Origin of the sequence: Paenibacillus sp. W2I17 (assembly GCF_030815985.1) — a bacterium.
GTDB lineage: Bacteria > Bacillota > Bacilli > Paenibacillales > Paenibacillaceae > Paenibacillus.
In genome coordinates this window covers 2,264,903-2,290,912 of record NZ_JAUSXM010000001.1, presented here as the reverse complement: position 1 = coordinate 2,290,912, position 26,010 = coordinate 2,264,903, and the positions used below count along the sequence as shown (strand labels likewise).

At 46.3% G+C, this 26,010-nt stretch carries 21 protein-coding genes; 18 read left to right on the top strand and 3 right to left on the bottom strand.

Features of this window, described 5'->3' with window-relative positions; genetic code table 11:
- Positions 1 to 27 precede the first annotated feature (27 nt).
- Positions 28 to 2,604 (top strand): beta-mannosidase, encoded by a 2,577-nt coding sequence (locus QF041_RS09955; protein WP_307413845.1) that lies wholly within the window; start codon positions 28 to 30, stop codon positions 2,602 to 2,604.
- A 211-nt stretch (positions 2,605 to 2,815) separates the two neighbouring features.
- Positions 2,816 to 3,043: a hypothetical protein gene (locus QF041_RS09950; RefSeq protein ID WP_047842410.1), complete on the top strand. Its 228-nt coding sequence runs from the start codon at positions 2,816 to 2,818 to the stop codon at positions 3,041 to 3,043.
- 116 nt (positions 3,044 to 3,159) lie between these two features.
- On the opposite strand, the gene QF041_RS09945 is transcribed toward QF041_RS09950, so the two are convergent.
- Positions 3,160 to 4,275, bottom strand: a complete 1,116-nt coding sequence (locus QF041_RS09945) for an FAD-dependent monooxygenase (protein WP_307413843.1) — start codon at positions 4,273 to 4,275, stop codon at positions 3,160 to 3,162.
- Positions 4,276 to 4,546: 271 nt separating this feature from the next.
- On the opposite strand from QF041_RS09945, the gene QF041_RS09940 reads away from it, so the two are divergent.
- A complete protein-coding gene (locus tag QF041_RS09940) occupies positions 4,547 to 5,029 on the top strand; it encodes a MarR family winged helix-turn-helix transcriptional regulator (protein ID WP_036609579.1) in 483 nt (160 codons plus the stop codon).
- A 96-nt stretch (positions 5,030 to 5,125) separates the two neighbouring features.
- On the opposite strand, the gene QF041_RS09935 is transcribed toward QF041_RS09940, so the two are convergent.
- Positions 5,126 to 5,425 (bottom strand): hypothetical protein, encoded by a 300-nt coding sequence (locus QF041_RS09935; RefSeq protein ID WP_307413841.1) that lies wholly within the window; start codon positions 5,423 to 5,425, stop codon positions 5,126 to 5,128.
- Positions 5,426 to 5,639: 214 nt separating this feature from the next.
- On the opposite strand from QF041_RS09935, the gene QF041_RS09930 reads away from it, so the two are divergent.
- From QF041_RS09930 to QF041_RS09910, 5 genes are all read left to right on the top strand, one after another.
- Positions 5,640 to 7,664 carry a Na+/H+ antiporter gene (locus QF041_RS09930; protein ID WP_307413839.1) on the top strand — a complete coding sequence of 675 codons (2,025 nt, stop codon included), beginning with the start codon at positions 5,640 to 5,642 and terminating at the stop codon, positions 7,662 to 7,664.
- 112 nt (positions 7,665 to 7,776) lie between these two features.
- Positions 7,777 to 8,715 (top strand): aldo/keto reductase, encoded by a 939-nt coding sequence (locus tag QF041_RS09925; protein ID WP_307413837.1) that lies wholly within the window; start codon positions 7,777 to 7,779, stop codon positions 8,713 to 8,715.
- A 66-nt stretch (positions 8,716 to 8,781) separates the two neighbouring features.
- Positions 8,782 to 9,570 (top strand): polysaccharide deacetylase family protein, encoded by a 789-nt coding sequence (locus QF041_RS09920; RefSeq protein ID WP_307413834.1) that lies wholly within the window; start codon positions 8,782 to 8,784, stop codon positions 9,568 to 9,570.
- Positions 9,571 to 9,795: 225 nt separating this feature from the next.
- Positions 9,796 to 10,002 carry a YwbE family protein gene (locus QF041_RS09915; protein WP_221823438.1) on the top strand — a complete coding sequence of 69 codons (207 nt, stop codon included), beginning with the start codon at positions 9,796 to 9,798 and terminating at the stop codon, positions 10,000 to 10,002.
- A 20-nt stretch (positions 10,003 to 10,022) separates the two neighbouring features.
- Positions 10,023 to 10,604 (top strand): DUF4269 domain-containing protein, encoded by a 582-nt coding sequence (locus tag QF041_RS09910; RefSeq protein WP_307413831.1) that lies wholly within the window; start codon positions 10,023 to 10,025, stop codon positions 10,602 to 10,604.
- 21 nt (positions 10,605 to 10,625) lie between these two features.
- On the opposite strand, the gene QF041_RS09905 is transcribed toward QF041_RS09910, so the two are convergent.
- Complete coding sequence (locus QF041_RS09905; RefSeq protein WP_307413829.1) at positions 10,626 to 12,068, bottom strand: hypothetical protein; 1,443 nt, start codon at positions 12,066 to 12,068, stop codon at positions 10,626 to 10,628.
- Between the two features lie 341 nt (positions 12,069 to 12,409).
- On the opposite strand from QF041_RS09905, the gene QF041_RS09900 reads away from it, so the two are divergent.
- The 10 genes from QF041_RS09900 to QF041_RS09855 all read left to right on the top strand — a co-directional run bounded on the left by QF041_RS09900 (position 12,410) and on the right by QF041_RS09855 (position 26,007).
- Entirely contained in the window at positions 12,410 to 14,209 is a 1,800-nt protein-coding gene (locus tag QF041_RS09900) for a sensor histidine kinase (protein ID WP_307413828.1), read from the top strand.
- On the top strand, positions 14,184 to 15,434 hold the full coding sequence (locus QF041_RS09895) for a response regulator (protein WP_307413826.1): 1,251 nt from the start codon (positions 14,184 to 14,186) through the stop codon (positions 15,432 to 15,434). The genes QF041_RS09900 and QF041_RS09895 overlap by 26 nt, the downstream gene beginning before the upstream one ends.
- A gap of 40 nt (positions 15,435 to 15,474) precedes the next feature.
- Positions 15,475 to 15,798 (top strand): helix-turn-helix domain-containing protein, encoded by a 324-nt coding sequence (locus QF041_RS09890; protein WP_307413825.1) that lies wholly within the window; start codon positions 15,475 to 15,477, stop codon positions 15,796 to 15,798.
- 180 nt (positions 15,799 to 15,978) lie between these two features.
- Positions 15,979 to 16,965, top strand: a complete 987-nt coding sequence (locus QF041_RS09885) for an ABC transporter permease (RefSeq protein ID WP_307413823.1) — start codon at positions 15,979 to 15,981, stop codon at positions 16,963 to 16,965.
- 17 nt (positions 16,966 to 16,982) lie between these two features.
- Positions 16,983 to 17,891, top strand: coding sequence for a carbohydrate ABC transporter permease (locus QF041_RS09880; protein ID WP_017689303.1), 909 nt, complete (start codon positions 16,983 to 16,985; stop codon positions 17,889 to 17,891).
- A gap of 133 nt (positions 17,892 to 18,024) precedes the next feature.
- On the top strand, positions 18,025 to 19,554 hold the full coding sequence (locus tag QF041_RS09875; RefSeq protein WP_307413822.1) for an ABC transporter substrate-binding protein: 1,530 nt from the start codon (positions 18,025 to 18,027) through the stop codon (positions 19,552 to 19,554).
- A 182-nt stretch (positions 19,555 to 19,736) separates the two neighbouring features.
- Positions 19,737 to 20,435 carry a hypothetical protein gene (locus tag QF041_RS09870; RefSeq protein WP_237176031.1) on the top strand — a complete coding sequence of 233 codons (699 nt, stop codon included), beginning with the start codon at positions 19,737 to 19,739 and terminating at the stop codon, positions 20,433 to 20,435.
- Between the two features lie 300 nt (positions 20,436 to 20,735).
- Positions 20,736 to 22,490 carry a sensor histidine kinase gene (locus tag QF041_RS09865; RefSeq protein ID WP_307413819.1) on the top strand — a complete coding sequence of 585 codons (1,755 nt, stop codon included), beginning with the start codon at positions 20,736 to 20,738 and terminating at the stop codon, positions 22,488 to 22,490.
- A gap of 73 nt (positions 22,491 to 22,563) precedes the next feature.
- Positions 22,564 to 24,192, top strand: coding sequence for a response regulator (locus QF041_RS09860; protein ID WP_237176029.1), 1,629 nt, complete (start codon positions 22,564 to 22,566; stop codon positions 24,190 to 24,192).
- Between the two features lie 123 nt (positions 24,193 to 24,315).
- Positions 24,316 to 26,007, top strand: coding sequence for a type 2 periplasmic-binding domain-containing protein (locus QF041_RS09855; RefSeq protein WP_307413816.1), 1,692 nt, complete (start codon positions 24,316 to 24,318; stop codon positions 26,005 to 26,007).
- The last annotated feature ends 3 nt before the right edge of the window (positions 26,008 to 26,010 follow it).

Here is a 26,010-nt window from a genome sequence, read left to right as displayed (position 1 = left end):
GGGTTATTGGAGAGTGAGGGCATACTGATGAAGACCTATAGTTCAAGTCAGGATTTATCGGGACAATGGAAGATACAACATTTTGAAGTTGGAGAGAAGCGGGCAATGGATGTGGCAGCTGCTGCACTGGATGACCGTTTCTGGATCGGGGCTGAAGTGCCTGGCGATGTACACGCTGCACTGGTTGAACGCAGTATCATTGATCCGCCATATTACGGACATAATGATGCCAAAAGTCGCTGGATTGAGCAAAAGGAATGGTGGTACCGCACAACCTTCAATCTGGTGAGAGATGCAGAGATCGAGGAGCACTTTGAATTGGTGTTCGAAGGATTGGATACGTTTGCAACGGTATATGTCAACGGCCATGAGGTCGGGAAAACGGCCAATATGCTCATGTCACATACGTTTAATGTAACGTCACTGGTGCGGAGCGGCTGGAATGCGATTGCTGTCAAGTTTGATCCGCTTCACCTGCATCACCGGGACAAAGAAACCTTCGACTGGTCCTCGTATACGAAGGAACGGCCATGGTTGCGCAAAGCAGCGATGAACTTTGGCTGGGACTGGGGGCCACGTATGGTTACGGTGGGCATCTGGGGTGCTGTACGGCTGGAAAAACGAACAATCGCCAAGCTGGAAAGTGTGTATGCTCGAACGGAATCAGTCAGTACAGAGCTGGCTGTCTTACATGTCACGGCAGATGTGAAGTCGGTCTTGTCTTACCGTAGCAGACAGAAACGTGAGCAGGCTGTGGTTGCGACCTGTAATGTTCGTCTGTTGGATCGCAGCGGACACGAGGTGGCAGGTGTGCCTGAACTACCCATAGATGGTGCTAAGGCAGATACCACGTTGAACGTCCCGTCACCTCAGTTATGGTGGACCCATGATCTGGGTGAGCCTTATCTGTATACGTTGGAGGTTACATTATACGCAGATGGCGTTGAGGTGGATCGTTATAACGAGCCTTATGGGTTACGAACGATTGAGCTGGCTCTTCACAATGAACGGGGTGAAGATACATTTACTTTTATTCTGAACGGAGTCAAAGTATATGCCAAGGGTGCCAACTGGATTCCGGCTGATCATCTGATTGGTGCCATCCCAAACTCCCGGTATCGTGAGCTTGTCGAGCTGTCGGTGGAAGGGCATATGAACATGTTGCGTGTCTGGGCTGGTGGTATATATGAGAAGGATGTCTTCTACGATGAGTGTGATCGGCAAGGGGTGTTGGTGTGGCAGGATTTTGCATTCGCGAACGCATTGTTCCCGGATTTCAATCGTGATTTCATGGATAATGTGCGGCAAGAGGTAGAAAACAATGTCTTACGCCTGCGTAACCGTGCCTCGCTTGCCCTCTGGTGTGGGAATAATGAAATAGATTGGCTCTATGATATGAAGTCGGCAAGTGGAGATATTACCAGCCCGTTCTACGGCGAACTTATCTATCATGAACTGATCCCTGAGGTGCTGGAGCGATTGGATCTGTCCCGTCCATATTGGCCTTCTTCGCCGTTCGGGGACAGCAACGGTCAGGATGCGAATGACCCGGATGTGGGGGATCGCCACAACTGGCAGGTATGGCATGGTTCGGTCTATCCAAGGAAGCATGGAGAGCCACCGCTGCTGGACTACAGTATTGAAGGTGTAACGTTCAAAAATTATAAAAAGGATTATGCGCTGTTCAGCAGTGAATTCGGTATGCACGCCTCAGCTAACCGCTACACGCTGGAGAAAAATATGCCCGCAGGTCAGTTTTACTGGGGCAGCCCGGAGATGGCCTACCGTAACAAGGATACCAATCATCAAAAAGGTATTCTGCTAATGGAGGGTTATACAGGCATTCCGCAAGATATAGAAGAGTATATGAACTACTCCATGCTCACTCAAGCAGAAGGGCTGCGATATGGAATTGAACATTTCCGGCGCATCAATCATCGCAACAGCGGAGCGCTCGTATGGCAATTGAACGATAGTTGGCCAGGAACAAGCTGGTCCATGATTGACTATGAGCTGTTGCCGAAGGCATCCTTTTATTACGGGAAAATATTCTTTCATCCTGTCCTATTGTCACTGGAGCATGAACCGGGTGAGCCGCTTGCGTTGTGGGTCGTGAACGATACGCAGGACGTCTTGAAAGGCGAGCTTCAACTCAATGTCTATGCATTGAATGGAGAGAAGATCTACTCATGCTCACATGCTGTTGAAGTAACATCCCAATCCTCACTGTGTATTGCCGAACTAAATGAAGTAGAGGTGCTACAGGGTAGACGTGCGGAGGAAGTAATGGTTGAGTTGGTATCCGAAGGGTTTGCGGCACCGAGCAATCGATACTTCTTGCGTGATCCGAAGGATGTGACATTGCCGGAGTCTCAATTGAGCGTGCATGTGAACGAAGAGGAGCAGTCTGTAACGGTTACGGCCAGTGGTGCGATTGCACGATTGGTGAAGCTGGAGCTTCCCCTTGGACGTGTCCGATTCAGTGACAATTATTTCGATCTGCTCCCTGGTGAGAGTCGAACAGTAAGACTTCGTCATCCGGAGCAGTCGTCTCTGCCACTGACAGAACTTCGGGTCAGTGCCATGAACGGCAGAGAAGGATAAAATAATAACAGACTTCGAATCTTATTCGAGGTTCAAGGTGGTAATCCTGATCAGGGATGCCACCTTTTTTACTTTTGCAGCAAGTGAGTTCATTTCGTCGTGTCAGGCGATCTTGTCCTTATTCCACAAGCGAAACTTCCAATCGGGTTCACATCTTGGATCATTAAGGTTAGAATGATATAGAGAAATCGTTTTCAAAGGAGGTGGATTCATGTCATTTGTCTTTTATCCGGAGATGGTTATATTCATTCTGATGTTGATCCTGCTGATTATTGGTATTGTATATATCGTTCGTAAAAGCAAACAAGTATTGCGCCGCTTAAGCAATCTGGAGAAAGCAGTATATGAAAAAGATAACATCTCATCCTATCCGAAGGACGTTGATACTGTACAAGAAGCACCCAGAGAAGACACGTTTGCTCCACGCAAACGAAAATGAAGAAGGATACGGAATTACATAAAAAGATAAACCAACAAGCCAAACAGCCGATTCTTCTCTATGATGAAGTGATCGGCTGTTTGGGCATATAGGCATTTTATCCGTATTAACTGGGTTTAGAGAAAGGATTCATAACGCTGTTGGAAAGAGGATTCCATCTCCACTTGCCGAGCAAGTTGCTGCTGTACCTTTGCCCCGCGAATCGTCTGAAGTTCCTGAAGTTGTACAGTGGAACTGAAGTGATCTGCAGCCATTTGGACAAGTAATTCGGAGAGCACATCCGCATCTTCGAGCGCGGCATTAAGTCCAAACGCACCGGTTGGTGTCATGGTATGAGCGGCATCACCGATGAGAACAACATTGTCCTGTACCCACGACTGGCAATAGCTGCTTTCAACAGATAACAAAACAAAATCACTCCAGCTCTGAATGTTGGCAGCTACAGAATCAGACAGGCAAGGAAAAGCAGATACAAGTTTATCTACAAAAGGAGCAATCGGCTGCTCTCGCAGCTTGGAGTAAGCTCCCTCGGGAATGTTCCATCCAATCTGAACATAACCGCCGAACTGAGAGAACAGTGCGAGCTGTTGACCATCCATGCTGGCCATCCGGACAGCGGGTTCCCAACCTACGGGTGCCGGAATGCGTGCCCAGAGCAGATCATACCCGTGTTTGCGAATCTCCGGGGTCATACCGGAATGTTTGCGTACAGCAGAGTATCTGCCATCAGCACCCACAATAACAGATGCTTCAATGGAAGCAGGAACGCCGTTCTGCCGAATGTTAATACCCACGACCTGGCCGTTCTTGTCTCGTAACAAACCGGTCATAATCGTATTGAATAGTACTTGTTCATATGAACTGTGCTGCTGAGCGTGCGACACGATGGCTTCCAGGAGATGATCTTGGGGTACATGAATACCAACATGAGATTCTCCATTGCCTGGTGATACCGTATGAATAATCTGCCCATTTTCCCAATACTGAATCTGTTCCAAGAGTAGCGCTCCGCGTTCCTGGATGAGGGAATAGAGGCCGTGTTTATTTAAAATGGCTTCGCCGTCTACATTGAGCAACTCCCCGCGAAACGACTTGTGCAGGTGGGGCTGCCGCTCAATGAGCATCGTGGAGATTCCTTTTTGATTCAGTAAGTAAGAAAGCAAAGCCCCGCCAGGTCCAGCGCCGACGATGCAAACTTCCGTTTTGAGTTGTGATTGTGTATTCTGATTCATGTGCATAAGTCCCTTGCATTATAATGGTGACGCTTTATTTACTTTATAACAACAGATTTATTAAAATCATTAAGTAACTAAAAGTAACTTTGGAGATATAGGTTATTATAAACAAACCCGTTGCCATTATGCAATAGGTGAAACCCGAAATAAAACAAGAGTGTTTCGGTCAACTATAGGGTGTCGGATACAAGCGCATTTTTCACAAACATCATAGTGTAAATATGTTACAATATAAGGTAGGTTATGATGAAAGGCAGGAGGAACGTTTATGAGCCCGGATACGGAGCGAAACTCTCAATTGGCAAATGTGGATCAATTGTTGGAGGCCTTCTTCAGATATAAAAACAAAGTATTGGATCAGCAGCAGAAGACCGAAACCAACTGTAAACTGAATCCGACAAAAAGTCATATATTGGGCATGATTTTACGTGAAAAACGCTGCATGGCGGTTGATGTGGCCAGACAACTCAGTTTGTCTTCGGGCGCAACCACCATTGTACTGAATCAACTGGAGACGGAAGGGTTGATCCAGCGGGTGCGCAGTGAAGAAGATCGGAGAATTGTGTGGCTGTCCTTAACGGATGAAGGCGCGCAGCTTGCCAAGACACTTAATGCGAATCGTGGCCGAATGACGTGGGAATTGTTGCAAGCACTTTCCGAAGAGGAGCAACAGCAGATGTTTGGCATGCTAAAGAAAATTGAACTGAAACTGCTGGAGAACATGAAGTCGTTTGAGCAGATCCACCGGTAGTCCATAATATGACTTGATCCTTGAAGACGTCAGTCCTCATGAGTTCGTCCCTAATTGCGGAGGGATGAACCTTGAAGACTGGCGTTTTTGAGTTGATTACAAATGAAAGCGAACCACATGATCCGTAAAGCCTTCCTGGATCAAAATTTCTTTTTGTTTGCTGCCCATCAGGTCAAAGTGGGGAAATGGCTGCCGCCGATGAATGTATCGCGGGTCCAGCCCATGATCGTTGCACCAACGCTCGAGACGTTCCAGATCTGCACAGCCAACTTTGGTGACACTGGTGATACCGGGGAATCGGTTGTCAATCCAGAAATGAGTGAGGTACGCAATTTCACCACGAGCCACTTGTTCCTTCCACGCAGCCAGCTCTTGTCGTTTAATTCCAAATGCCATAGATGCAAGTTCCTTTCCAAACGGGTATTGTCCTGAGCATATTGTAACATCTTATATACAGAATCCATCAGAAATCTTCAATTCAGACTGGTCTGAGGCGAGTTGATTGGGTATATGAATATGACAACATTTTTATAATAAAGGTTGGATTATGTTAAAATAAACCTATACAACAAAGGTTTCACCACTTCTATAGCGGAAAGGGATTGTCATCATGGAAATATTTATTGCCGTACTTGTGTTACTGGTACTGATTGGTTTATCCAATATTTTAAACCGGTTTGTACCCTTTATTCCCATTCCGCTCATTCAGATTGTGCTTGGTGTAGCTATAGCTTTGCTTCCTGCAGGTGTTCATCTGCCGTTGAATCCGGAGTTGTTCTTTGTACTGTTCATCGCACCTTTGTTATACAACGATGGTAAGCGAACACCTAGGAATGAATTATGGAATCTGCGTGCACCGATACTTCTGCTTGCGCTGGGACTTGTATTCGTGACAGTAGTCGTGGCGGGATATGCCATTCACTGGCTGATTCCTTCGATTCCGTTACCTGCTGCTTTTGCTCTTGCAGCCATATTGTCCCCGACAGATGCAGTGGCCGTTGGTGCCATGGCAGGGCGAGTACATTTGCCCAAAGGCATACATAGGCTTCTTGAAGGTGAAGCATTAATGAATGATGCATCCGGCTTGGTCGCCTTCAAATTCGCGATTGCAGCCACGGTTACAGGTGTATTTTCCCTGGCGCAGGCAACCTTTAGTTTTATTCTGATTGCGATTGGCGGACTTCTTGTCGGGGCATTGTTATCTTTTCTGTTAATCAGGCTAGGGGTATGGATCCGTAGACTGGGCATGGAAGATGTGACCATTCACATGCTGCTGCAAATCCTGACGCCATTTATCATCTATCTGGTGAGTGAAGAAATTGGGGTATCAGGTATTCTTGCGGTAGTGGCAGGCGGTATTATCCACGCCATTGAGCGTGACCGCGCTGAATCGGTTCAGTTGAAAATGCAGGTGGTATCTGCGAGCACATGGTCAGTCATTTTATTTATACTAAATGGTCTGGTGTTTGTTATTTTGGGTGTACAGGTACCGGATGTGTTGAGTACCATCTTTGAAAATGTTTCGTTTAATAATCTGCAGGTGTTGGGATATGTGGGCTTGATCTCGGTGCTACTGCTGGTTCTGCGTTTTCTCTGGATCTATCTGTTCTGGCAAGGGAATGAATTGCTGCGTACCAAATCCTCTATTGGCAGGCCCAGATTCAAGGATATTACGATCATTTCCCTCTCTGGGGTGCGGGGGGCTGTAACATTGGCGGGTGCGTTCTCCATTCCTTATGTGCTTCAGGATGGATCACCTTTCCCTGAACGGGATCTGATTATTTTCCTCGCGGCAGGGGTTATCCTCTTCTCCCTGATTGCGGCGAGCGTGTTTCTTCCAGTTCTGGCCAAGGACGATGGGAAATCCACAGAAGAAACACCGCAGAAGTCAGAACGAAAAGCACATGACATTATGCTGAATGCGGCAATACGAGCTGTCAAATCCGAAATGAACGATGAGAACAAAGCTGCGGCACTCGCGGTTGTCTCCGACTTGTCCAAGTACATCAGACAGGCCGCAGGTCAGCTTACCGCCGATAAACGCAAAGATATTCAGAAACAAGAAACGGCTATTAACCTGATTGCCACCCGGGCGGAGCGTAAAGAAGTTGAAGTAATGTTAGACGACAATGCAATTGCTTCTGATGCGGCCTTCAAATGTGACAGCTGGCTGGATCGCAAGGAAATGATGCTGGCGAATCGCGCAAACACTCAGTTCATGACCTCGATCAGCGAGATCGGGCGTGTGTTAGGACATCTGTTCACCAACCGGTCCCAGAAGCCGAATCAACCATTTATGCTTGAAAATGCAGAACTGTTCCGTCAGGTGAAGCTGCGCACCTCTGAAGCAGCAATTAAGGCCATTCGTGCTCATATGAATGATGGGAATCGAGTCGTCGCACTGTCGGTCATTGCCAAGTATGAGCGTGTAATTGCCAAATTGCGCACCTGGAACCAAGGTAAAACGGAAGATCCGTTTAATCAGGAGAAATTGGAGTTGCAGATGGTGGCGATTCAGGAACAGCGTAATACAGTGCAACAACTGTATGAAAACGGTGAAATCACCCGTGATGTGGCTGCGAAACTGCGCCGGTTTATTAACGATGTGGAAGCGACTGCGTTGAAAAACACTTAATCCGATAAACCCGATATTTTAAATATGCTAAATGGTTTGCTATAATATGTAACAAGAAACACGCATCATTACAGAAATGTACTTATATCGATCAGTGAAGGAGAGATGAGACATGGCAGAACAACAAATTCGGTTGGGCAAGACGGATCTGATCGTGAATCCCATTGGACTGGGTGCGAATGCAGTAGGCGGACATAATATCTATCCGGACATGCTGAATGATGAGACAGGTAAGGAAGTGGTTCGTACGGCTTTGAAACAAGGTATTAACTTTGTGGATACGGCATACATCTATGGACCGGAGCATTCCGAACGACTGATCGGTGAAGTATTGAAGGAAACCGGTCAGCGTCAGAATACCATCATTGCAACCAAGGCAGCTCATAAATTAGTGGATGGCAAGATTGTCATGGATAACTCACCTGCTTTTCTGAAAACGTCCGTGGATGAGGCGTTGAAACGACTGCAAACCGATTACATTGATCTGTTCTACATCCACTTTCCGGATGAACATACGCCTAAGGATGAAGCGGTAGATACGTTAAAACAATTGAAAGACGCTGGCAAAATTCGTGCCATTGGCGTATCTAATTTCTCCATTGATCAGTTGCGTGAAGCCAACAAGGACGGGCATGTAGACGTACTGCAATCTGAATATAATCTGTTCAAAAGAGATGCGGAGAAAGAGCTGTTGCCGTATACGGCTGAGCATGAGATTTCTTTTGTGCCCTACTTCCCACTGGCTGCGGGACTGCTGGGCGGTAAATATAATCGCAATACAACCTTTAAGGATGGACGGGCAAAGAACCCGCTGTTTACGGGTGAAGCTTTCATTGAAAATCTCGATAAAGTTGAGCAACTGCGCAGCATAGCACAATCCAAGGATGTTGAGGTTGCTCATCTGGTTCTGGCCTGGTACCTGACTCAGCCTTCCATCGATGCATTGATTCCGGGTGCCAAGCGACCCGAGCAGGTCATTAACAATCTGCAAACATTAAATGTGGAATTAACTGCTGAAGAAATTGCAGTCGTGGATCAGATCTTTCGTTAATGAGTTCGGGTGAATCGGGAAATGCTAACAGGGAGTTTACGTATGAAGACAAAGTGAGGACACCACATGAACCTGAAGGCAGCCCGAGTCATCGGAATGTTCACGCTAATTATTTTGCTGGGTAGCAGTTCTGCCTATGCAAAGCCTGTACAGAAGAACCGTCAGTATTATGAGGAACGAGGAGAGATTGTGTGGGAAGTTCCCACACAGGATAAACTCATCGCCCTTACCTTTGATGATGGACCAGATCCGATTCAGACTCCGCAGATTCTGGCTTTGTTACAGCAGTATCATGCTAAAGGAACTTTTTTTGTACTTGGCAAATGGGCAGATAAATTTCCTGAACTGATTAAGCAGGAACAGCTCGAAGGGCATGAAATCGCCAATCATACGTATGCGCACACGTATGCAGTTCGATCAACTAGTGCGGACAAGTACATGAAGGATATGAACGAAGCAGAAAGTTCCATCATTGAAGCAGGCGCGGAGCGGCCCCTGTTGTTCAGGCCACCGGGCGGCTATTACAATGACATGGTCATTCAGGCTGCCAAACAAAAAGGATATACCATTGTACTCTGGTCTTGGCATCAGGATACACGGGACTGGGCATCTCCAGGTGTATCGGCTATCGTTAAAAAAGTACTGAATAACGCACGCAATGGGGATATTGTACTCTTCCACGATAAGGTGGAAGGCAAGTCCCATACAGTAGCTGCACTCAAAACAATCCTGCCGAAGTTACAGCAGCAGGGATATCGATTCGTGACGGTGTCTGAGCTGCTTGCTGTGAAGGCACGCGAAGCTGCGAAGGACAACACTTCACCTTCGTCAATATTGAAGCACGTGAAGCCCTAAGAATGGTAATCCAATTTAGAAACCGTAGGTCTCAGATGAAGAGACCTGCGGTTTCTTTATCTTGGTCTCCATGTGTCCCATATAAAACGTTGAACCAGAAGTAGGAGGTTGTTGTCTGCATAGCTTTTTTTTTGAAACCAAAACGTCTACAATAGATGGAGCTTTGTGTTTAAGGGTTATATAGTATACAAGATATGAATTACGATATAGAGGAGAGTGAACATAATGAATGGACAACAACGTGTAAATATTAAGCCAGGTCTGGAAGTGGACATTGTGCTGAAGCAGGATCAAGCTACTGGTAAGCTGACACGTGGAATTGTAAAGGATCTGTTAACCAAGTCACCTACGCATCCACACGGAATCAAAGTACGACTGACGAGTGGTCAAGTGGGACGTGTGAAACAGGTCATTACAGGAGGCACGAACTAACTGTGGCCCAAGGCGGGGAGATGAGTACTACCGCAGAAGTAATGGCACATCTGGCTTCGGGTGATGCACGTCAGCAGGATGCCTATCATGTGTTACAGAGCAGTGGCTTGCTCGATATATTAGCTGACTATCACCCATATCCAGCAGGAACGGTACCGATTGATATTGATATTCCGGGCAGTGATCTGGATCTGCTGTGTTATGCAGAGGATCTGGACGTGTTTGAAGCCGAGATACACAATCGAATCGGAGCCGTTGCTGAATTTCAATGTGTACGTGGTGGGGATCTTCCAGACCAACGTCCTTATGTGACTTGTAATTTGCAAGTGGGACATTGGCCTGTGGAGATTTTTGCCCAATCCGTGCCAGTTTACAGGCAGAATGCATACTTACATATGATCGTAGAGTGGAGATTGTTGCAACTGTGGGGGGACGCGGGACATCGTGAGATCCGCAGACTGAAACAGGCAGGGTGGAAGACGGAGCCTGCTTTTGCTTCTGTACTTGGATTACAGGGAGATCCATATGTGGACATGCTGCATCTGGCAGAGATGAAACGTGAAGATCTCTGGAACTGGGCGCGTTCACGCACGTCTTTTTAAACGGTTTAGCATAACCTTTGGTCAGATTAGAAAGATGGCTACAATTGTTGTTACCGTGAGCCCCAGCAGCACAGGCTTCAGGTTGCGTCTTGCAAGTTCAAAAGGATTGACTCCGCAGATTGCAGCAGCAGGAATCAATGCCCATGGAATCAAGGTTCCGCCACCTACCCATATGGCTGCAACCTGACCGAGTGCTGTCAGCACAGGTGCGGAATCTGCCGATCCTGCAAACATGGACGCAATCGAGCCAACCAGGGATATCCCCGAGAACCCCGAACCATCCATTCCTGTGACCGCTCCGGTCACCGTCATTGTAATGGCGCCCACCGTATCATTCAATGGCACCAGCCCAGCAAGTGCGACCCCGAGATCATTCACAATCCCGTGTGAACCTTCAGGAAGAGGGTTGATGAACAATTCCGTAATCGCAGCATCTCCCAGATAAAAAAATGCGGCTATGGGAATAACTGGTCCAAACACCTTGAAACCAAACTGAAATCCTTCTATTAAATAATTGGTCGTTTCCTCTGGTCCCGCATGTCGATGTGCGGCAAGGGTAACGGCAATCAGTATAACCACAGCGGTTCCGCCAATCAGAGCTGTTGCGTCGCCACCTTGCAACTTCAATACAAACATCAGAATCACATCAACTGCGAATAACAGAGGGATAAGCAGAGCGAATGCTTTTTGCAAACGGAGTGACATGGCTTGACGTTCAACAGGCAGATTGCCAGGTTGAGAAGTGGACACAGCCTCTGATGAGGAAGAAGGTTCCGTGTTCACGGTACCAGATATAACGTTTGGGGAATGGACAGGTGAACCTGATTTCATCTCTTTGCGCAGCATCCAGAAGGCTGTAAGTGTAGATACCGTTCCCATGACAATGACCAGAGGTATGCTGGCCGTCATGACGGAAGTAACCGGTATACCGGCTGCATCGGCCGTAAGTTTGGGAGCCCCCTGAATAATGTAATCTCCCGACAGTGCAATCCCATGTCCGAACAGATTCATGGCAATAGCAGCTCCAATCGGAGGAAGACCTACACGCACGGCTACAGGAAGCAGTACTGCACCGACGAGTGCTACTGCTGGGGATGGCCAGAAAAATAGCGATACTACCATCATGATCAATCCGATACCCCAATACGCGACCTGAGGGGAACGGATAAACCGGGTGACGGGTGTTACCATGACCTCATTAATGCCGGTTCTGATTAGAACACGGCTCATTGCCACAATAATCGAGATGATGAAGATCGTACTTAACAATTCTTTTGTTGCATAGATAAAACTGCTGAAGATCCCAGCAACTGACCCGCTTAAGGTTTCGGTTGCCAGAAGTCCAATGGTCATAATACCCGCGACACAGATGATGGTGGTGTCCCTGCGCCGGATCATTACGGCGATGATCAAGACGATAAATGCCAGATAGACATAGTGTAACGCAGTGAGTTGAATATTCATCGAACAGGCCTCCCTACATCCTGGTGACTAACCCGAGGAGTGATATATCGTATGCATGTCAAGATCGGGCGTTCGTGGAGTCCGGGGTTTGCCGCAGCATTTATTTTTAGGGAGAAGCTTCAGAGTAATAATGAAGGATTTTTTTTACAACTGGAGAATTTATTACAACATGAAGCTTGTTACTCTTGAAATTGGAGCGGATGAAAGTCACCAGAATTGATAGGTGAAGGTCACGGGACCCCATAGACAATGGCAAGCAGGGGTGATTACAATAAACATGCCATCATAAGGAAGAAAATAGAAAAACTATGTTGAACTAAAAGGGCGGGAATCTATAATCCATGAGTTTAATCCGTTCACTTCGTTTTAAATTTATAGTGGGTCTTACATTGATCATGCTGCCATTATTCATGCTGCTTTATTACAACAACGTCTACGCCATGAAAGTTGTACGTGACAAAGTATCCCTCACCAATATGAATCATCTCGCCAAGAGTGTGGAGCAGAATGAACGTGTGTTACAGGAGACGAATCGGTATTTATATAGTCTGGGTGAGCGGGACCCGGATATTATCTCTCTGTTTTTTCTGAAATACGGCAGCGGTGATTATATCATTGCAAAGCAACGGATTATGAACAAATTCATGACAGATATCGGTTTTTATAATCTAATCGATTCTTTTTTTCTATATGATGCCGTGAATGATGATCTGCTGCTCGCCACTTCAGGCAATTATGATGTCAAAAAGTCGGTTGTGCAGGAGAGTATGCCAGTCCAGATGCAGCAATTGGAAGGGGATATCCAGAAGCCGGAATGGAGCATTGTGCGTGGCGGGACGTGGAATGCGCTGGTGAAAACGGTGCGAATCAACCAGCAGTTCTATGCAGGTGCACTTGTTGATATGAATGCACTGAATCATACACAACAATTCACTGAATCCGGAGATCGGGGAGGCGCAGTCATTGTTGGAACAGACGGTGGGGCACTATCGGATTCCACATTAAATACTGCACAGATTCAGCTGGCTGCAGCGCATCTTCCTGGCCTGAAGAATCCGTATCAGGTTATCTCTGAAGTTGTGAACAAGGGAGAAGCACGTCAATATTTGATGTTGGGTATTGCTTCGGCCATGTCCGAGATGAATTATATCGTGCTGCTGCCTGAGGAAGACATGATGCGTAACCTCCCGTTTTTCCAGCAGATCATTCGTCTGCTTCCCATTGGTGCGGCAGTAATTCTGGTTACTGCACTGATCTTTTTGCGGCATCTGTTATTCCGCCCGATGAATGCGTTAATCCGAGGCATGAGAAGGGTGAGCCGTGGAGATCTCGATGTGAAGCTGGACCCGCCATCTTCCTCGGAACTTGAATTTATGACACGAAGTTTCAATCAAATGACCAGTGAGATCAGGCATCTGAAGATTGATGTGTATGAGGAACAACTCCGGACGCGGGAGGCAGAGTTCAAACAACTGCAGATGCAGATCAATCCTCACTTTTACTTGAATTCACTCAATATTATTCATAGTCTGGCTTCCTTGCAAAAGCATGAGTTGGTGCAGCAGATGGCTGGTCATCTGGCCGATTATTTTCGATTCAGTCTGCGTGCAGGCAAACGTGTTATTCGTCTGGATGAAGAGCTGGAGCACATTCGTCATTACTTAGAAATTCAAAAGCTGAGGTTTCCAAGCAGATTCGATTTTGAACTGGATATCGAACCGAATCTGGGACATTATGTGATTCCGCCATTAACCATTCAACCTTTTGTGGAGAATGCCATTATTCATGGATTTCAGCGCCGGACACAAGCATTTGTCATTCGGATCGTGGCGCGCCTTGGTGAGAAGTCGTCCGGTCAGGTCGATGGGACGGTGCTTCAACTGATGATTGTGGATAATGGTGTCGGATTTGAAGAGGAGTTGTTGGGGCGTCTGCAACATGGACAATACGCTGAAGACCCGAGTGGACAGCATATCGGTATATGGAACGTGGCTCATCGGCTTTTAGTAAAGTATGGTGATCAAGCCAGTTTGCAGTTTGGCAATGAGGTGGATCATGGCGCCAAAGTCATCATTGATTTACCCGCTCAGACCGAAGAGGAAGAAGGGGGAGCCTATGCGGAACCTGTTGATCGTGGATGATGAAGTGTATGCACTACAAGCAATGGTGGAAGGAGTCGATTGGCAAGCAGCAGGCATCGACCAGATATACAGTGCTGGTGATGCCGAAGAGGCAAGAAAGATTTTAAGGGCTAATGCTATTGATATCATGATCTGTGATATCGAGATGCCTGGTGAAACAGGGCTTGACCTGCAAAGTTGGGTGTTAAAACATGATCCAGGCATACTGACCATTTTCCTGACAGGGCATGCTTTATTCGATTATGCTCAGACAGCCATTAAGCTAAGCAGCTTTGATTATGTGTTGAAGCCGGCTCCAGCGGATCAATTGATTAAGGTAGTCACCCAGGCAGTGGAGAAGATCAAGGATGGAGAGCAGCGTACCCGTACCAACGAAGTTTATGAGACCGTATACAAACGCTGGCAAACCCATAAACCGCTACTGACGGAACGCTTCTGGAAAGATGCCATCTCTCAGCGTATCACGTTAACCGAACAACGGTTGCAAGAGCTCGCAGAACTGTATGGTGCCGAGATTGATCCGCAGGCTCGTGTGTTACCCATTGTGATATCGGTAGAGGAATGGGTGCGTGATTTTGATTTGCGTGACGAAGAGGTATTGGAATATGCCCTTCGTAATGCAGCCAAAGAGATGCTGCTTGGCGACAAGCCCGGTGAGGTGTTTCAGGATCAAAGTGGATTAAATATTGTGCTTGCTTATGAGCAAGATGGCATCATTCCGAGTGCGAGCGAAGTGGCACAACGTTGTCAGGGATATATTCAGGAATGTGGTACGTATTTCTACTGTCGGTTGTCCTGTTATGTTGGTGCCCCGGTTGCTGTGACTGAGCTGCAAGGCATGTTAAATGAACTGATGGATATGGAGCGGCGTAATATTAAGGAGCTTGAAGAAGTATTTGTCTATGATGAGCGGGGAAGAGATCAGGAAGATCGCTTTTTGCCTATTCCATGGTTTTCGGAATTATCCATTCTTTTTGAGACAGGTAAAGTAGGGGATTTGCGAGAACGTGTGGATGAGATTTTTGAGTTGCTTGCTGCACAGGAGGGTTTGTCTCCTGAAATGCTGCATCTCTACTATCATGCCATGCTGCATGTGGTCTATCCGCTGCTTCATCAGAAAAACGTGTCAATACGCAGTCTTTATCCGGGTGAACGGGAGCCGGAAGAGGGTATGGTGACAAGGTCGTTGCCGCAGTTGAAGCAGTGGGACGTCGGATCTGATTGATCGTGTTATCCCGGTGTTGTACCCGGACGATCATAGCCCCATGACCATTGTGGATCAGTTGTGCGTTTATATTGAAACTCATATTGGTGAAGAACTTATGCGAGAGGAGCTTGCAGCTTTTGCCGGATTCAATCCTGCTTATCTATCACGTCTGTTTCGGAAAGAGAAGGGGATGTCCCTATCTGAGTTTATCCTGCAGGGCAGAGTAGCCAAAGCAAAGACATTGTTGTCCCAGTCCACCGTCAAAGTGACGGATATCGCTGGCAAGGTGGGGTACTATAATTACTCGCATTTCACTAAAATGTTCAAAAAGTGCACGGGTATAACGCCACAGGAGTTTCGAAAACAGTCACGTACCGTATAGTTCAGGGCGCAGCATGCTGCGTCTTTTGTTTTTTTTGGTACTAAAGTCATAATTTGATAAGTCAACAGGTCACCACAGCAGATAGAGGTCTTACTCGCCCCGCCGTATACTTGAACCACAGGAGCCGCAACGGAGCTTCATCCTGAGGAAGAATTCAAGAGGAGTGAGGGAGAACAAGTTATGAAGACACAACCCCAGGCGGGTCAGGGAGTACGGATATCGGAAATACCGGGAGAAACAGTCCGAAAGCGCAAGTCTGTGTGGCACAATCTTGGCAAATTCAAGGTGCTGTATCTCATGTTCTTGCCAGGTGTCCTGTTTCTGCTGGTGAACAACTATATGCCGATGTTCGGCGTTCTGATCGCATTCAAAAATGTAAACTATGCTGATGGTATTTGGGGTAGCCCATGGAGTGGATGGGACAATTTTAAATATTTATTCTCAACCAGTGATGCATGGGAAATTACCCGAAATACACTCGCGTATAACACGGTGTTCATTGCACTGAATCTCTTTGTAGGTGTCGGGCTTGCTATTCTGCTCAATGAAGTGAAGAACAAGGCAATGTCCAAGTTATATCAATCACTTATGTTATTACCGTATTTCCTGTCCATGATTGTGGTCAGTTATCTGGTACTGGCTTTCCTGGGCAAGGATTCAGGCTTCATGAACTCAACGATTCTGCAGATGTTCGGCGGTCAGCCGATCGACTGGTATTCAGAGCCGAAGTATTGGCCGTATATTTTGCCACTGGTGAACACATGGAAAAATATTGGATATTATGCCGTCATTTATCTGGCAGCTGTCGTGGGTATCGATGAAGAATATTATGAAGCAGCTGTGCTCGATGGCGCAACCAAATGGCATCAGATCCGTTTCATTACCATTCCGTTTCTCGTCCCATTAATCGTCATTATGACGTTATTGCAAATTGGCCGTATATTCTATGCAGACTTCAGTCTGTTCTACCAGGTTCCATTGGAATCGGGGGCGCTGTTCCCTGTAACGAATGTACTGGATACCTACGTATATCGTACGTTCCTTATCGGTGGAGATATCGGGATGTCATCAGCAGCTGGTCTATACCAAGCAATCGTTGGATTTGTTCTGGTTCTTGTATCCAATACCATCGTAAGGCGAATAGATAAAGATAATGCATTATTTTGAGAGGAGGCAAGTCAGCTGTGAAATCACGTGATCCACTAGCCGTATCGAAGCGTTCCGCATCCGTTATTCATGCGATGTTTCTATTCTATGCCATTGCCTGTATCGTGCCGATCCTGCTTGTCTTCGCCATCTCATTTTCGGACGAGACAACAGTAATTGCCAATGGATATAAACTTATTCCAGAGAAATTCAGCCTGACGGCTTATGAGTTTCTGTTCAGAGATATGGATCAGATCATTCACTCGTATGGTATATCCTTTATCGTTACCGTTGTAGGTACCATTACAAGTGTTGCGCTGACCGCATTGTATGCGTATCCGCTCTCACGGAGAGATCTGCCTTACCGGGGCTGGTTCGCCTTTTTCATCTTCTTCACAATGTTGTTCAATGGGGGTCTGGTACCTTGGTACCTGGTCTATGTCAACGTATTGGATCTGAAAAACTCCCTACTGGCACTCATTATGCCGCTACTGCTATCCCCATTCTTTGTACTGGTCATGCGTACATTCTTCGCGAACTCCATTCCGGTGTCTATTCTGGAATCGGCTCGGATTGATGGTGCGGGAGAATTGAGAACGTTTGCACGTATCGTGCTTCCGCTCTCTCTTCCCGTAATGGCAACCGTTGCGTTGTTCAGTACATTGAATTACTGGAATGACTGGTACCTTAGCATGATTTTTATATCAGATAACCGGACGATCAGCCTTCAGTACCTTATGTACCGGACGCTGCTCGATATTCAATATTTAACAACCAACTCCAACGTCTCTTCACAGATTTCGTCGCAGGGTGGATTGCTCAATCTGCCTAACAAAACTCTGCAAATGGCGATGGCTGTGGTCGGTATTGGTCCAATTGTACTGGCATATCCGTTCTTCCAGCGTTATTTCATCAAAGGTCTTACGGTTGGCGCTGTGAAGGGATAACTCTGAACCGGTTAGCGGAGTGGGCAAGGTAAATGAAGATGGACTGAAAGGGCATATACAGAAGTAGTTATCGGTTTAATTGTGAATTGGGGAATTCGGTTGTATGGTTCAACACATGACAGGAGGGGTTCAATTGGTTAGATCATTAAAGGTATGGTCACGCATGATGGCAACGGTTATGGCGCTGAGCCTGGTGCTGGCTGCTTGCTCATCAGACAAGGGTGGAACAACAACACCTGGCGCAGAAGGCGGAGGAGCAAGTGAAGGTGGGGGCAAACCCTATGAAGTGACACTGTTCTACCCAGGGACACCACAGAAGGATGTCGCTCTGGTGGAAGCCGAGATTAACAAAAAGATGGAACCAAAGATCGGAGCCACGCTTAAGATCAATGCAATTGACTGGGGACAATGGGATAACAAGCTGAATCTCATGATTTCCTCAGGTGAAAAATCAGACATTATCTTCACAGCAGCTTGGCAGAACTACACGGTGAATGTAGCTAAAGGCGCATTCTTGCCCTTGAATGATCTGCTTGATGCACATGGTCAGGATATTAAGAAAAACCTGGACCCTGCCTTTCTGGAAGGTTCCCAGGTAGACGGCGTGAATTACGGCGTTCCTACGAATAAGGAACTCGCTGCCACACGTGGTGTGTTGGTACGTAAAGATCTGGCTGACAAGTATAAGCTGGACCTGACAGCTGTAAAGACATGGGCTGATCTGGAGCCCCTGCTCAAAACAATCAAGGAAAACGAGCCAGCCATCACACCATTCTATATGTCCAATACCAACGGTAACGGGCTGTTGGAAAATCTGGATTGGGATTATCTCGGTGATGCTTCCGTACCTGGAGTCATCTCCAAAACAGCAGGCGGAACAACGGTGCTGAATGAAGTGGAGACCCCTGAATTCAAAGAAGCGGCTGAACTCGCTCGCAAGTGGTATCAAGCGGGATATATCAACAGTGATGCTGCTACTTCTAATGTGTTCCCGAAAGACCAGGCCAAGGCTGGAAAAGCGTTTCTCTGGACAGATGGCATGAAGCCAGGCAAGGATAAAGAAGAAGAAGGGTATGTGGGTTTCCCACTCACTCAGATTGAGATGACACAGCCGACAATCACGACGGGTGATGCGTCTGGAGCGATGCTTGCAATCTCCCGTTCTTCCGAGCAACCGGAGAAAGCGATGCAGGTTATTAACCTGCTGCATTCCGACAAGGAAATTAACAACTTGCTGAACTTCGGAATTGAAGGTACTCATTATGTAAAAAAAGACGGACAGGATAATATCATTGCTCTCCCTGAAGGCGTTGATGCTAACAGTCGTACCTATAACCCAGGTGCCCAATGGCAGCTTGGTAACCAGTTCCTGAACTTCCTATGGGATAATGAAGATCCGCAGAAGTGGGAAAAGTTCAAAGAATTTAACGCCAAAGGTGTGAAGTCTCCAGCACTGGGCTTTACGTTCAATAGCCAATCTGTCAAAAATGAAATTGCTGCGGTCAACAACGTGAACAAACAGTTCAAGCCGGGTATGACATCGGGCGCCGTTGATCCAAATGAGATGATTCCGAAATATTTGGAGAAATTGAAAGCAGCGGGAATTGATAAAATTATTGCAGCCAAACAGGAACAACTCGATGCATTCTTGTCTAAGCAATAAATGATCGTCAGCCATGCCAGAGAGACCTGTGTTACTACAAGCTCTTGTCGGTGGCAAATAGGGAGGACGTTTTCGGTGAACAACCGAAGGCGTTCTTTTTATTGTTGTTTTTTTGATTTGGATTGTTAATCATAAATAGGAAAAATATGATATAATAAGGTGGTTGATTAGGGGGTGTTCGTGTGTCGAGAACCAGACTTGTGTTCTCAGGGGCTTTATTGCTATTTGCTATTATCTTTACATTTAACCATCATCTTGGTTTTTCTGTTGGAGATACCATGCTGTCAGCAATAGGTATATCACCGTATACTACGTCTTATTTAAGTGGTGTACATATCACACTTTTTCTAGGATTGGGGATCTTCGCTTGCGGCTTCTACCTTACACGCAAAGAAATCGGGAAATCGTTCCCCGGTCTTGCAAAAGGGTTATGGATCGTAGTTATCGCTATCGTTCTCAGTTATTCGTACATGACGGATAAATTCATGTATGTAGCCAAGTGGGGAGCTACAGGCATTAATGCGGTATCCTATGTTCAGAATGCAAGCTCTTGTACCTTTAACGTGCTGAAAACGGGTGAGACCCGAGCAACCTGTGACCTGACACTCAAAAATTACGGCAGAGATTCCGTATCCGCCGTGTTATTGCCTGATCTCGCACGCAGTTATAAGTTTAAGGACGATCCATTATTGGAAGCCTTGCAGTCTGTCCAATTAAAGCCAGTACATGTTGAGATTGAACGCCATGGAACGTTTACAGGCAAGTTGGAGTTTTACGGGAAAGCGGAATCCCCTCTGTTTGTCAGTGGGAAACTTATGGATATTGTGCTGGATGTAGGCGTGGATGGAGCGAATACGGTGTTTGATTATGATATTCCATAGTTGATATTTTTATAGAAAAAAAGAATAATTACATAAACAGAAGTGGAATAAGGTTTGAGTTGAATAGAAAGATCAAAGATATATACTGAAATTAGATAGAGAGCTGGCTAATCGCTGGCTCTTTTTGTGCGTGGAAGTTGCATTTAGTGCAGAAATATTGGTTTTATCTCCTTTCCCCTTGAATTGGTAACGCTTACGCTAGATAATGAATCGGTTTGTCTCAAAAAAAATAGTTTGTCTTTAGCGCTTACATCATTACAATTAATGTCACGACAAATTAAGACAAGGTGAGATGAAAAGATGTCATATCGGACAAATCTGTTTTCCAAAATGGTCATTCTTATTCTGATTATGCTGATTCCTGTGGTGCTTCTGTACTGGTACTCCAATCACAAAACAACAGCTGTTCTCAGAGATGAGTTGAATCGATCAAATAGTAATCAGCTTGAATTTTTCCAAAATCAAGTGAACACAAACATCGAACTGTTATCCTCATGGCCGAATCTGCTCATACATGATCCTGATATTGCCAGCTTCAGGCGAATCTATGCGGACAGTAACTACTTTGACCTGGATGCGATCAACCTGGTCAAACGTATTCAGAATAAGCTGAGTATTCAGGAAAGCTCATCCAATTGGGCCACGAAATTATATCTGTATTCTCCTTCGCTGGGCAGGGTGGTTTCCGAAAGGGACGCACGTTCTTACGATAAACAAGCGCTAAGGGAGAATATCAGTTCCGGCTGGGATGTACGCAAAATTCAGGATGGGGAAGATGATCGGTTCATGTTTAGCTGGATTACGGTATCTCCGTACGGCATTAAAGACCCGGCTAATAATGCGGAAACGATTATTAAACTGGAGTTTGATAGTGACAACATTCGGGATATGCTCGACAAATTCAAGGACGATGGCAGGCATGATCCCTTCTATTTCCGAGAAGAGTCGGGGGTTATCTATAATCGGACTTCAGATCGTTCATTAACGAATCAGTTGATGGAAGAACTGTCCGTTCATAAACTTCAGGACGTTGATAACCGTACAGTGGTGATCGGGGACGAGCCTTACATGGTTAACACCGTGAAATCCAGTACAACAGGCTGGTATTTGGTGGACTACATGCCCCTGTCAGATATTCTGAAGCCTATTCATCAATCCAATATGCTGTTCTATTCTTCCATGATTTGTTTGTTGTTAATGAGTTTTGGTGTGGCGTATTTGTTCTATGTTCAGGTACAGGTACCAGTGAAACAACTCATTCGTGGGTTCCAGCGGTTGAAGCAAGAAGATTATTCCGTGAGGATTAAGCCAAAAGGCCGCAATGAATTCAGTTTCCTTTCCGAACGTTTCAACTTGATGGTGGAGCAGATCCAGCAGTTATTTGAACACGTTTACCTGGAACAGATTCATGTGCGTGAAGCCCGGTTGAAGCAGCTGCAATCGCAGATTAACCCGCACTTTTTCTATAATTGTTTCTCCTTCATTACAAGTATGGCGAAGCTGAAGCGTATGGACGCTGTTGTAGCGATGTCGCATAATCTATCGCGATATTATCGGTATACGACAAGACAGGAGCGGGACGTGGTACCGTTGACAGAAGAGATTGAATTTGTCAGCTGTTATCTGGAGATCCAACGGATGCGTATGGACCGCATTCATTACAAGATTGATCTGCCTGATGAGATGTTAAGACAGGAGGTACCGCCACTCATCGTGCAACCATTGGTGGAGAATGCGGTGATTCACGGTATCGAAGCGGACGCGGAGGCCGGAGAAATAAGAGTATCCGGGGAAAAACAGGGCAGTGTCATGGTTCTTGTGGTAGAAGATGATGGGCAAGGCATGACGCAGGAGGCACGTGAGGCGCTTCTGAATAAGCTCAGGGGAACGATGGATCAGGAGATGGGCTGTGGCCTGTGGAATGTAAATCAGAGACTCCAGCTTCGATATGGGGAGCAGGCTGGGCTTGATATAACGGAATCGGAACTTGGGGGATTACGCGTTACGCTGTCGTGGCCTGCCGAGCAGGAATTTCTTCTGGAGAATGAAGGATAAGCACTTGGAATGTGTAGTGCATGATGCACGATGGAATCCATTTGCAGAATGAACGAAATAGGGAGTGAATCACTTGATTGATATATTGCTGGTAGATGATGAGACATACGTAACAGAAAGTCTGGAACTTACGATCCCCTGGGGAGAGCTTGGAGTAACGACCGTGCTGCGTGCCGCATCCGGTAAGGAAGCGTTGGAGATTATGGAGGAAAATGCAGTAGACATCGTAGTTACCGATATTCGCATGCCTGGCATGTCCGGACTGGATCTCATTGCAGAGGTAAGCAAGCGCTGGTCTCATATTCGCTGTATTTTACTAACGGGTCACAGTGATTTTGATTATGCTAAAAAAGCCATTCAATTGCAGGCAGCGGATTATATCCTCAAACCCGTAAACGATGATGAGTTTATGGGATCGGTGTCGGCAGCCATCACGTCTCTTCGCGATGAGTGGGATGAATTTGATAAATATCACCGGCTTTTATACAGTCGGAAGTCTGACTATAAGATTTTACGAGAAAATCTTATGCATGATCTGCTGCTTGGACGTGAGATCACGGCGCGGGCGCTTCGGGAACAACTGCAACAATATGAGATTCATATTGATCCGGAACAATCGGCTGTGATGATGCTGATTCGCCTTACAGGACGCTTCTCATCAATGGACCAGCAGTCTCTGGATCTGATGGATTTTGCGGTAGGTAATATTGCAGAGGAAGTACTCGGAGAGCAATTTAACGTGTGGTTTGGTCGCGGACCCCATGAGTGTCTGGTTATGTTCTTGCAGAATCAAGATCAGATCGTAGCTCCGCAGATGGACTTGGAGACGTTGAGAATCTCAGCTGAAACTTTCCGTGAGCATGTCATTCGATATTTACAGGGAGATCTGTCCATGGTAGTTACACCGTCATTTCCCTTTAATGAGTTGACAGCAGCTTATCGAAAAAGTCTGGGTTCGCTTGTCCTTTCAGGACCGGAAGAACACAAGATTATATATATGGACATGGATCAGGCACTCAGCAAAAGACCGGAGAATGATGCAACGCAGGCGCTCGAAGAGCTGTACAAACCGCCTGTACTTCCGCAATTGCTTGAGACCAAGCAATGGGAAGCGGCAGCGCGTAAGCTGAACACGGTCTTTGACGCGGCAGAACAGGTTCGATTGTCCAGAGAACATGTGTATGAGATGTATCTGTCGGTAACCAATGCATTTATGTATATCGCCCATAAACAGGGGCATCTGGTGCATGAGATTGATCATGCGGGATTCGATCTGCTCCTTGCTCATCAGTTGATTCAATCCCCCGAGAAGCTGCGACGCTGGGCAACCGAGATGCTGGCGAAGCTTCAGGAAGAGTTGTCCGATCAGGAAGGTGTGCAGAGCCGCAGACATGTGATCAAGCAGGTTCAGGAGCTAGTGACAAGAGATACAGGACAGGATCTGTCGGTGAAGATGATTGCGGACAAGGTATATCTACACCCCGTATATCTATCAAAAATTTACAAGGCAGAGACTGGGGAAGGTCTTGGGGACTACATGATTCGTATGCGCATGGAGCGTGCTCTGTATCTGCTTAAGAATAGCAACAAAAAAATATACGAGATTACGAGTGAGCTTGGCTATCAAAATCCGCAATATTTCAGCAAAATGTTCAAAAAACATTATGGTATGACACCAAATGAATTTCGGGATCAGGCATAATTACAACAACATTCCAGAATATAGGTTGGCAAAGGTGCAGAAATCTTGATTTCGTATCATAGGCTCAAAGGCCTGGTCAGCCTATAATGAAAGGGTAACCAAAACGATTTAAGGGGGAACAACATGAGAGCGCAATCAACGAAAAAGAGATTCTTGACGCTTCTCGCTACAACGCTGAGTCTAACTGTCGTTCTTGCAGGATGTTCAGGAGGCAGTGGGGGCGGAGATAGTGCAACACCAAGTACATCTGGAACCCAAAACGAATACAAAGAAAAGTATGATCCGGAAGTAACCATTACAACAGCATGGGGAATCGATCCTGAGCTGAAGTTTAAAAATGGCGAATCCATGGAAAATAACGTGGCAACCAAGTGGGCCAAGGAAAAATTCGGGATTAATGTCAGCGCGCTCTGGTCAGTAACAGACACAAACAGTGCGTTTGCAACCAAACTTCGTCTGGCTATGTCCTCTGGACAGGAAATGCCAGATATCGTGACGATTGGTAGTGCGGACAATCTCGTTGCTCAAGACTTGATCGACTCTGGCATGTACGAAGAGGTCGGTCCACTGTTCGACAAATATGCTTCAGACACATGGAAAAAAGCGATGGAGCAAGATCCTAACGTTTGGAACCAATATAGTCGTGATGGCAAAAGAATGGGTATCCCTGTTCTGGACTACGCATACAACAATGATTACTTGCTCTGGATTCGCCAGGATTGGCTGGACAAGTTGAATCTGAAAGCACCAAAAACAATCGATGAGCTGGAAACCGTTATGGAAGCATTCAAAAACAATAACCCGGACGGCTTGGCTCCTGAAAAAGTCACTCCGCTCAGCGTTGGTTTCAAAACATCGATGAACACATGGATGGGAGATGTATCCTGGATCTTTGGTGCATATGGCACCTTACCTCAACAATGGAATCTTGCTGCGGATGGCAAGCTCGAGTATGGCTCCATTAATCCAGGCATGAAGCAAGGTCTGACCAAATTGAGCGAATGGCTCAAAAAAGGATATATCCCGCAGGAAGCAGCTCTATGGGATGAGAACAAAACAGCAGAGCCAGCAGTCGCAGGAACTGCCGGCATTATACCAGGACCTTACTGGATGAGTGGGTGGCCACTTCTCGATACAGTGAAAAATGTACCGAGTGCGGTATGGAAACCGATTGAAATTCCTACCGGTCCTGAAGGAAAAGCGATGCGTCACGGAACACAGTTCGTTAATGGTGTTACGTTGATCAAAAAAGATATGGCACACCCAGAAGCGTTCTTTACGTATCAGAACTACCTGTTTGACAATTATGCAGATCCAGCACCAGGCAGCCCTTATGATAACGGTCTGTTTGCAGGTTATGACTACCAATTGGATGCAAATGGAAAACAAATGCCGATTGACCAGATCGAAGGCGGATACGTGAACGTTGTACGTTATTTGCTTGTTCGTGACGGTGCTCGTATTCCAGATGCCCAGATGAAAGCACTTCTGAACTTAGCGGATGGCAAAGAGCCTGAAACGAAGCTTGAGAAAGATGTTGCTGTTAATTACGGTAAAGAAACTCCAGCAGCAGCCAAAGTGTTACTGAGCCAAGAAGAAATTTCCTTTAAAAACATGTTCACAGGTCCAACAACACAGACGATGAAATCCAAGCTTGACTATCTGAACAAAATCGAGAATCAAGCATTTAACGAAATTATCTATGGCAAAAATCCGGCGGATGCGTTTGATACCTTTGTACAAACGTGGAAATCGGGTGGCGGTGACCAAATCACGCAAGAGGTTAACGAATGGTATGACAGTGTGAAAAAATAGTTA

Coding starts and splice junctions, on each gene's coding strand:
- QF041_RS09955 (WP_307413845.1), top strand. CDS start 28: ATGAAGACCTATAGTTCAAGTCAGGATTTATCGGGACAATGGAAGATA.
- QF041_RS09950 (WP_047842410.1), top strand. CDS start 2,816: ATGTCATTTGTCTTTTATCCGGAGATGGTTATATTCATTCTGATGTTG.
- QF041_RS09945 (WP_307413843.1), bottom strand. CDS start 4,275: ATGAATCAGAATACACAATCACAACTCAAAACGGAAGTTTGCATCGTC.
- QF041_RS09940 (WP_036609579.1), top strand. CDS start 4,547: ATGAGCCCGGATACGGAGCGAAACTCTCAATTGGCAAATGTGGATCAA.
- QF041_RS09935 (WP_307413841.1), bottom strand. CDS start 5,425: ATGGCATTTGGAATTAAACGACAAGAGCTGGCTGCGTGGAAGGAACAA.
- QF041_RS09930 (WP_307413839.1), top strand. CDS start 5,640: ATGGAAATATTTATTGCCGTACTTGTGTTACTGGTACTGATTGGTTTA.
- QF041_RS09925 (WP_307413837.1), top strand. CDS start 7,777: ATGGCAGAACAACAAATTCGGTTGGGCAAGACGGATCTGATCGTGAAT.
- QF041_RS09920 (WP_307413834.1), top strand. CDS start 8,782: ATGAACCTGAAGGCAGCCCGAGTCATCGGAATGTTCACGCTAATTATT.
- QF041_RS09915 (WP_221823438.1), top strand. CDS start 9,796: ATGAATGGACAACAACGTGTAAATATTAAGCCAGGTCTGGAAGTGGAC.
- QF041_RS09910 (WP_307413831.1), top strand. CDS start 10,023: ATGAGTACTACCGCAGAAGTAATGGCACATCTGGCTTCGGGTGATGCA.
- QF041_RS09905 (WP_307413829.1), bottom strand. CDS start 12,068: ATGAATATTCAACTCACTGCGTTACACTATGTCTATCTGGCATTTATC.
- QF041_RS09900 (WP_307413828.1), top strand. CDS start 12,410: ATGAGTTTAATCCGTTCACTTCGTTTTAAATTTATAGTGGGTCTTACA.
- QF041_RS09895 (WP_307413826.1), top strand. CDS start 14,184: ATGCGGAACCTGTTGATCGTGGATGATGAAGTGTATGCACTACAAGCA.
- QF041_RS09890 (WP_307413825.1), top strand. CDS start 15,475: ATGACCATTGTGGATCAGTTGTGCGTTTATATTGAAACTCATATTGGT.
- QF041_RS09885 (WP_307413823.1), top strand. CDS start 15,979: ATGAAGACACAACCCCAGGCGGGTCAGGGAGTACGGATATCGGAAATA.
- QF041_RS09865 (WP_307413819.1), top strand. CDS start 20,736: ATGTCATATCGGACAAATCTGTTTTCCAAAATGGTCATTCTTATTCTG.
- QF041_RS09855 (WP_307413816.1), top strand. CDS start 24,316: ATGAGAGCGCAATCAACGAAAAAGAGATTCTTGACGCTTCTCGCTACA.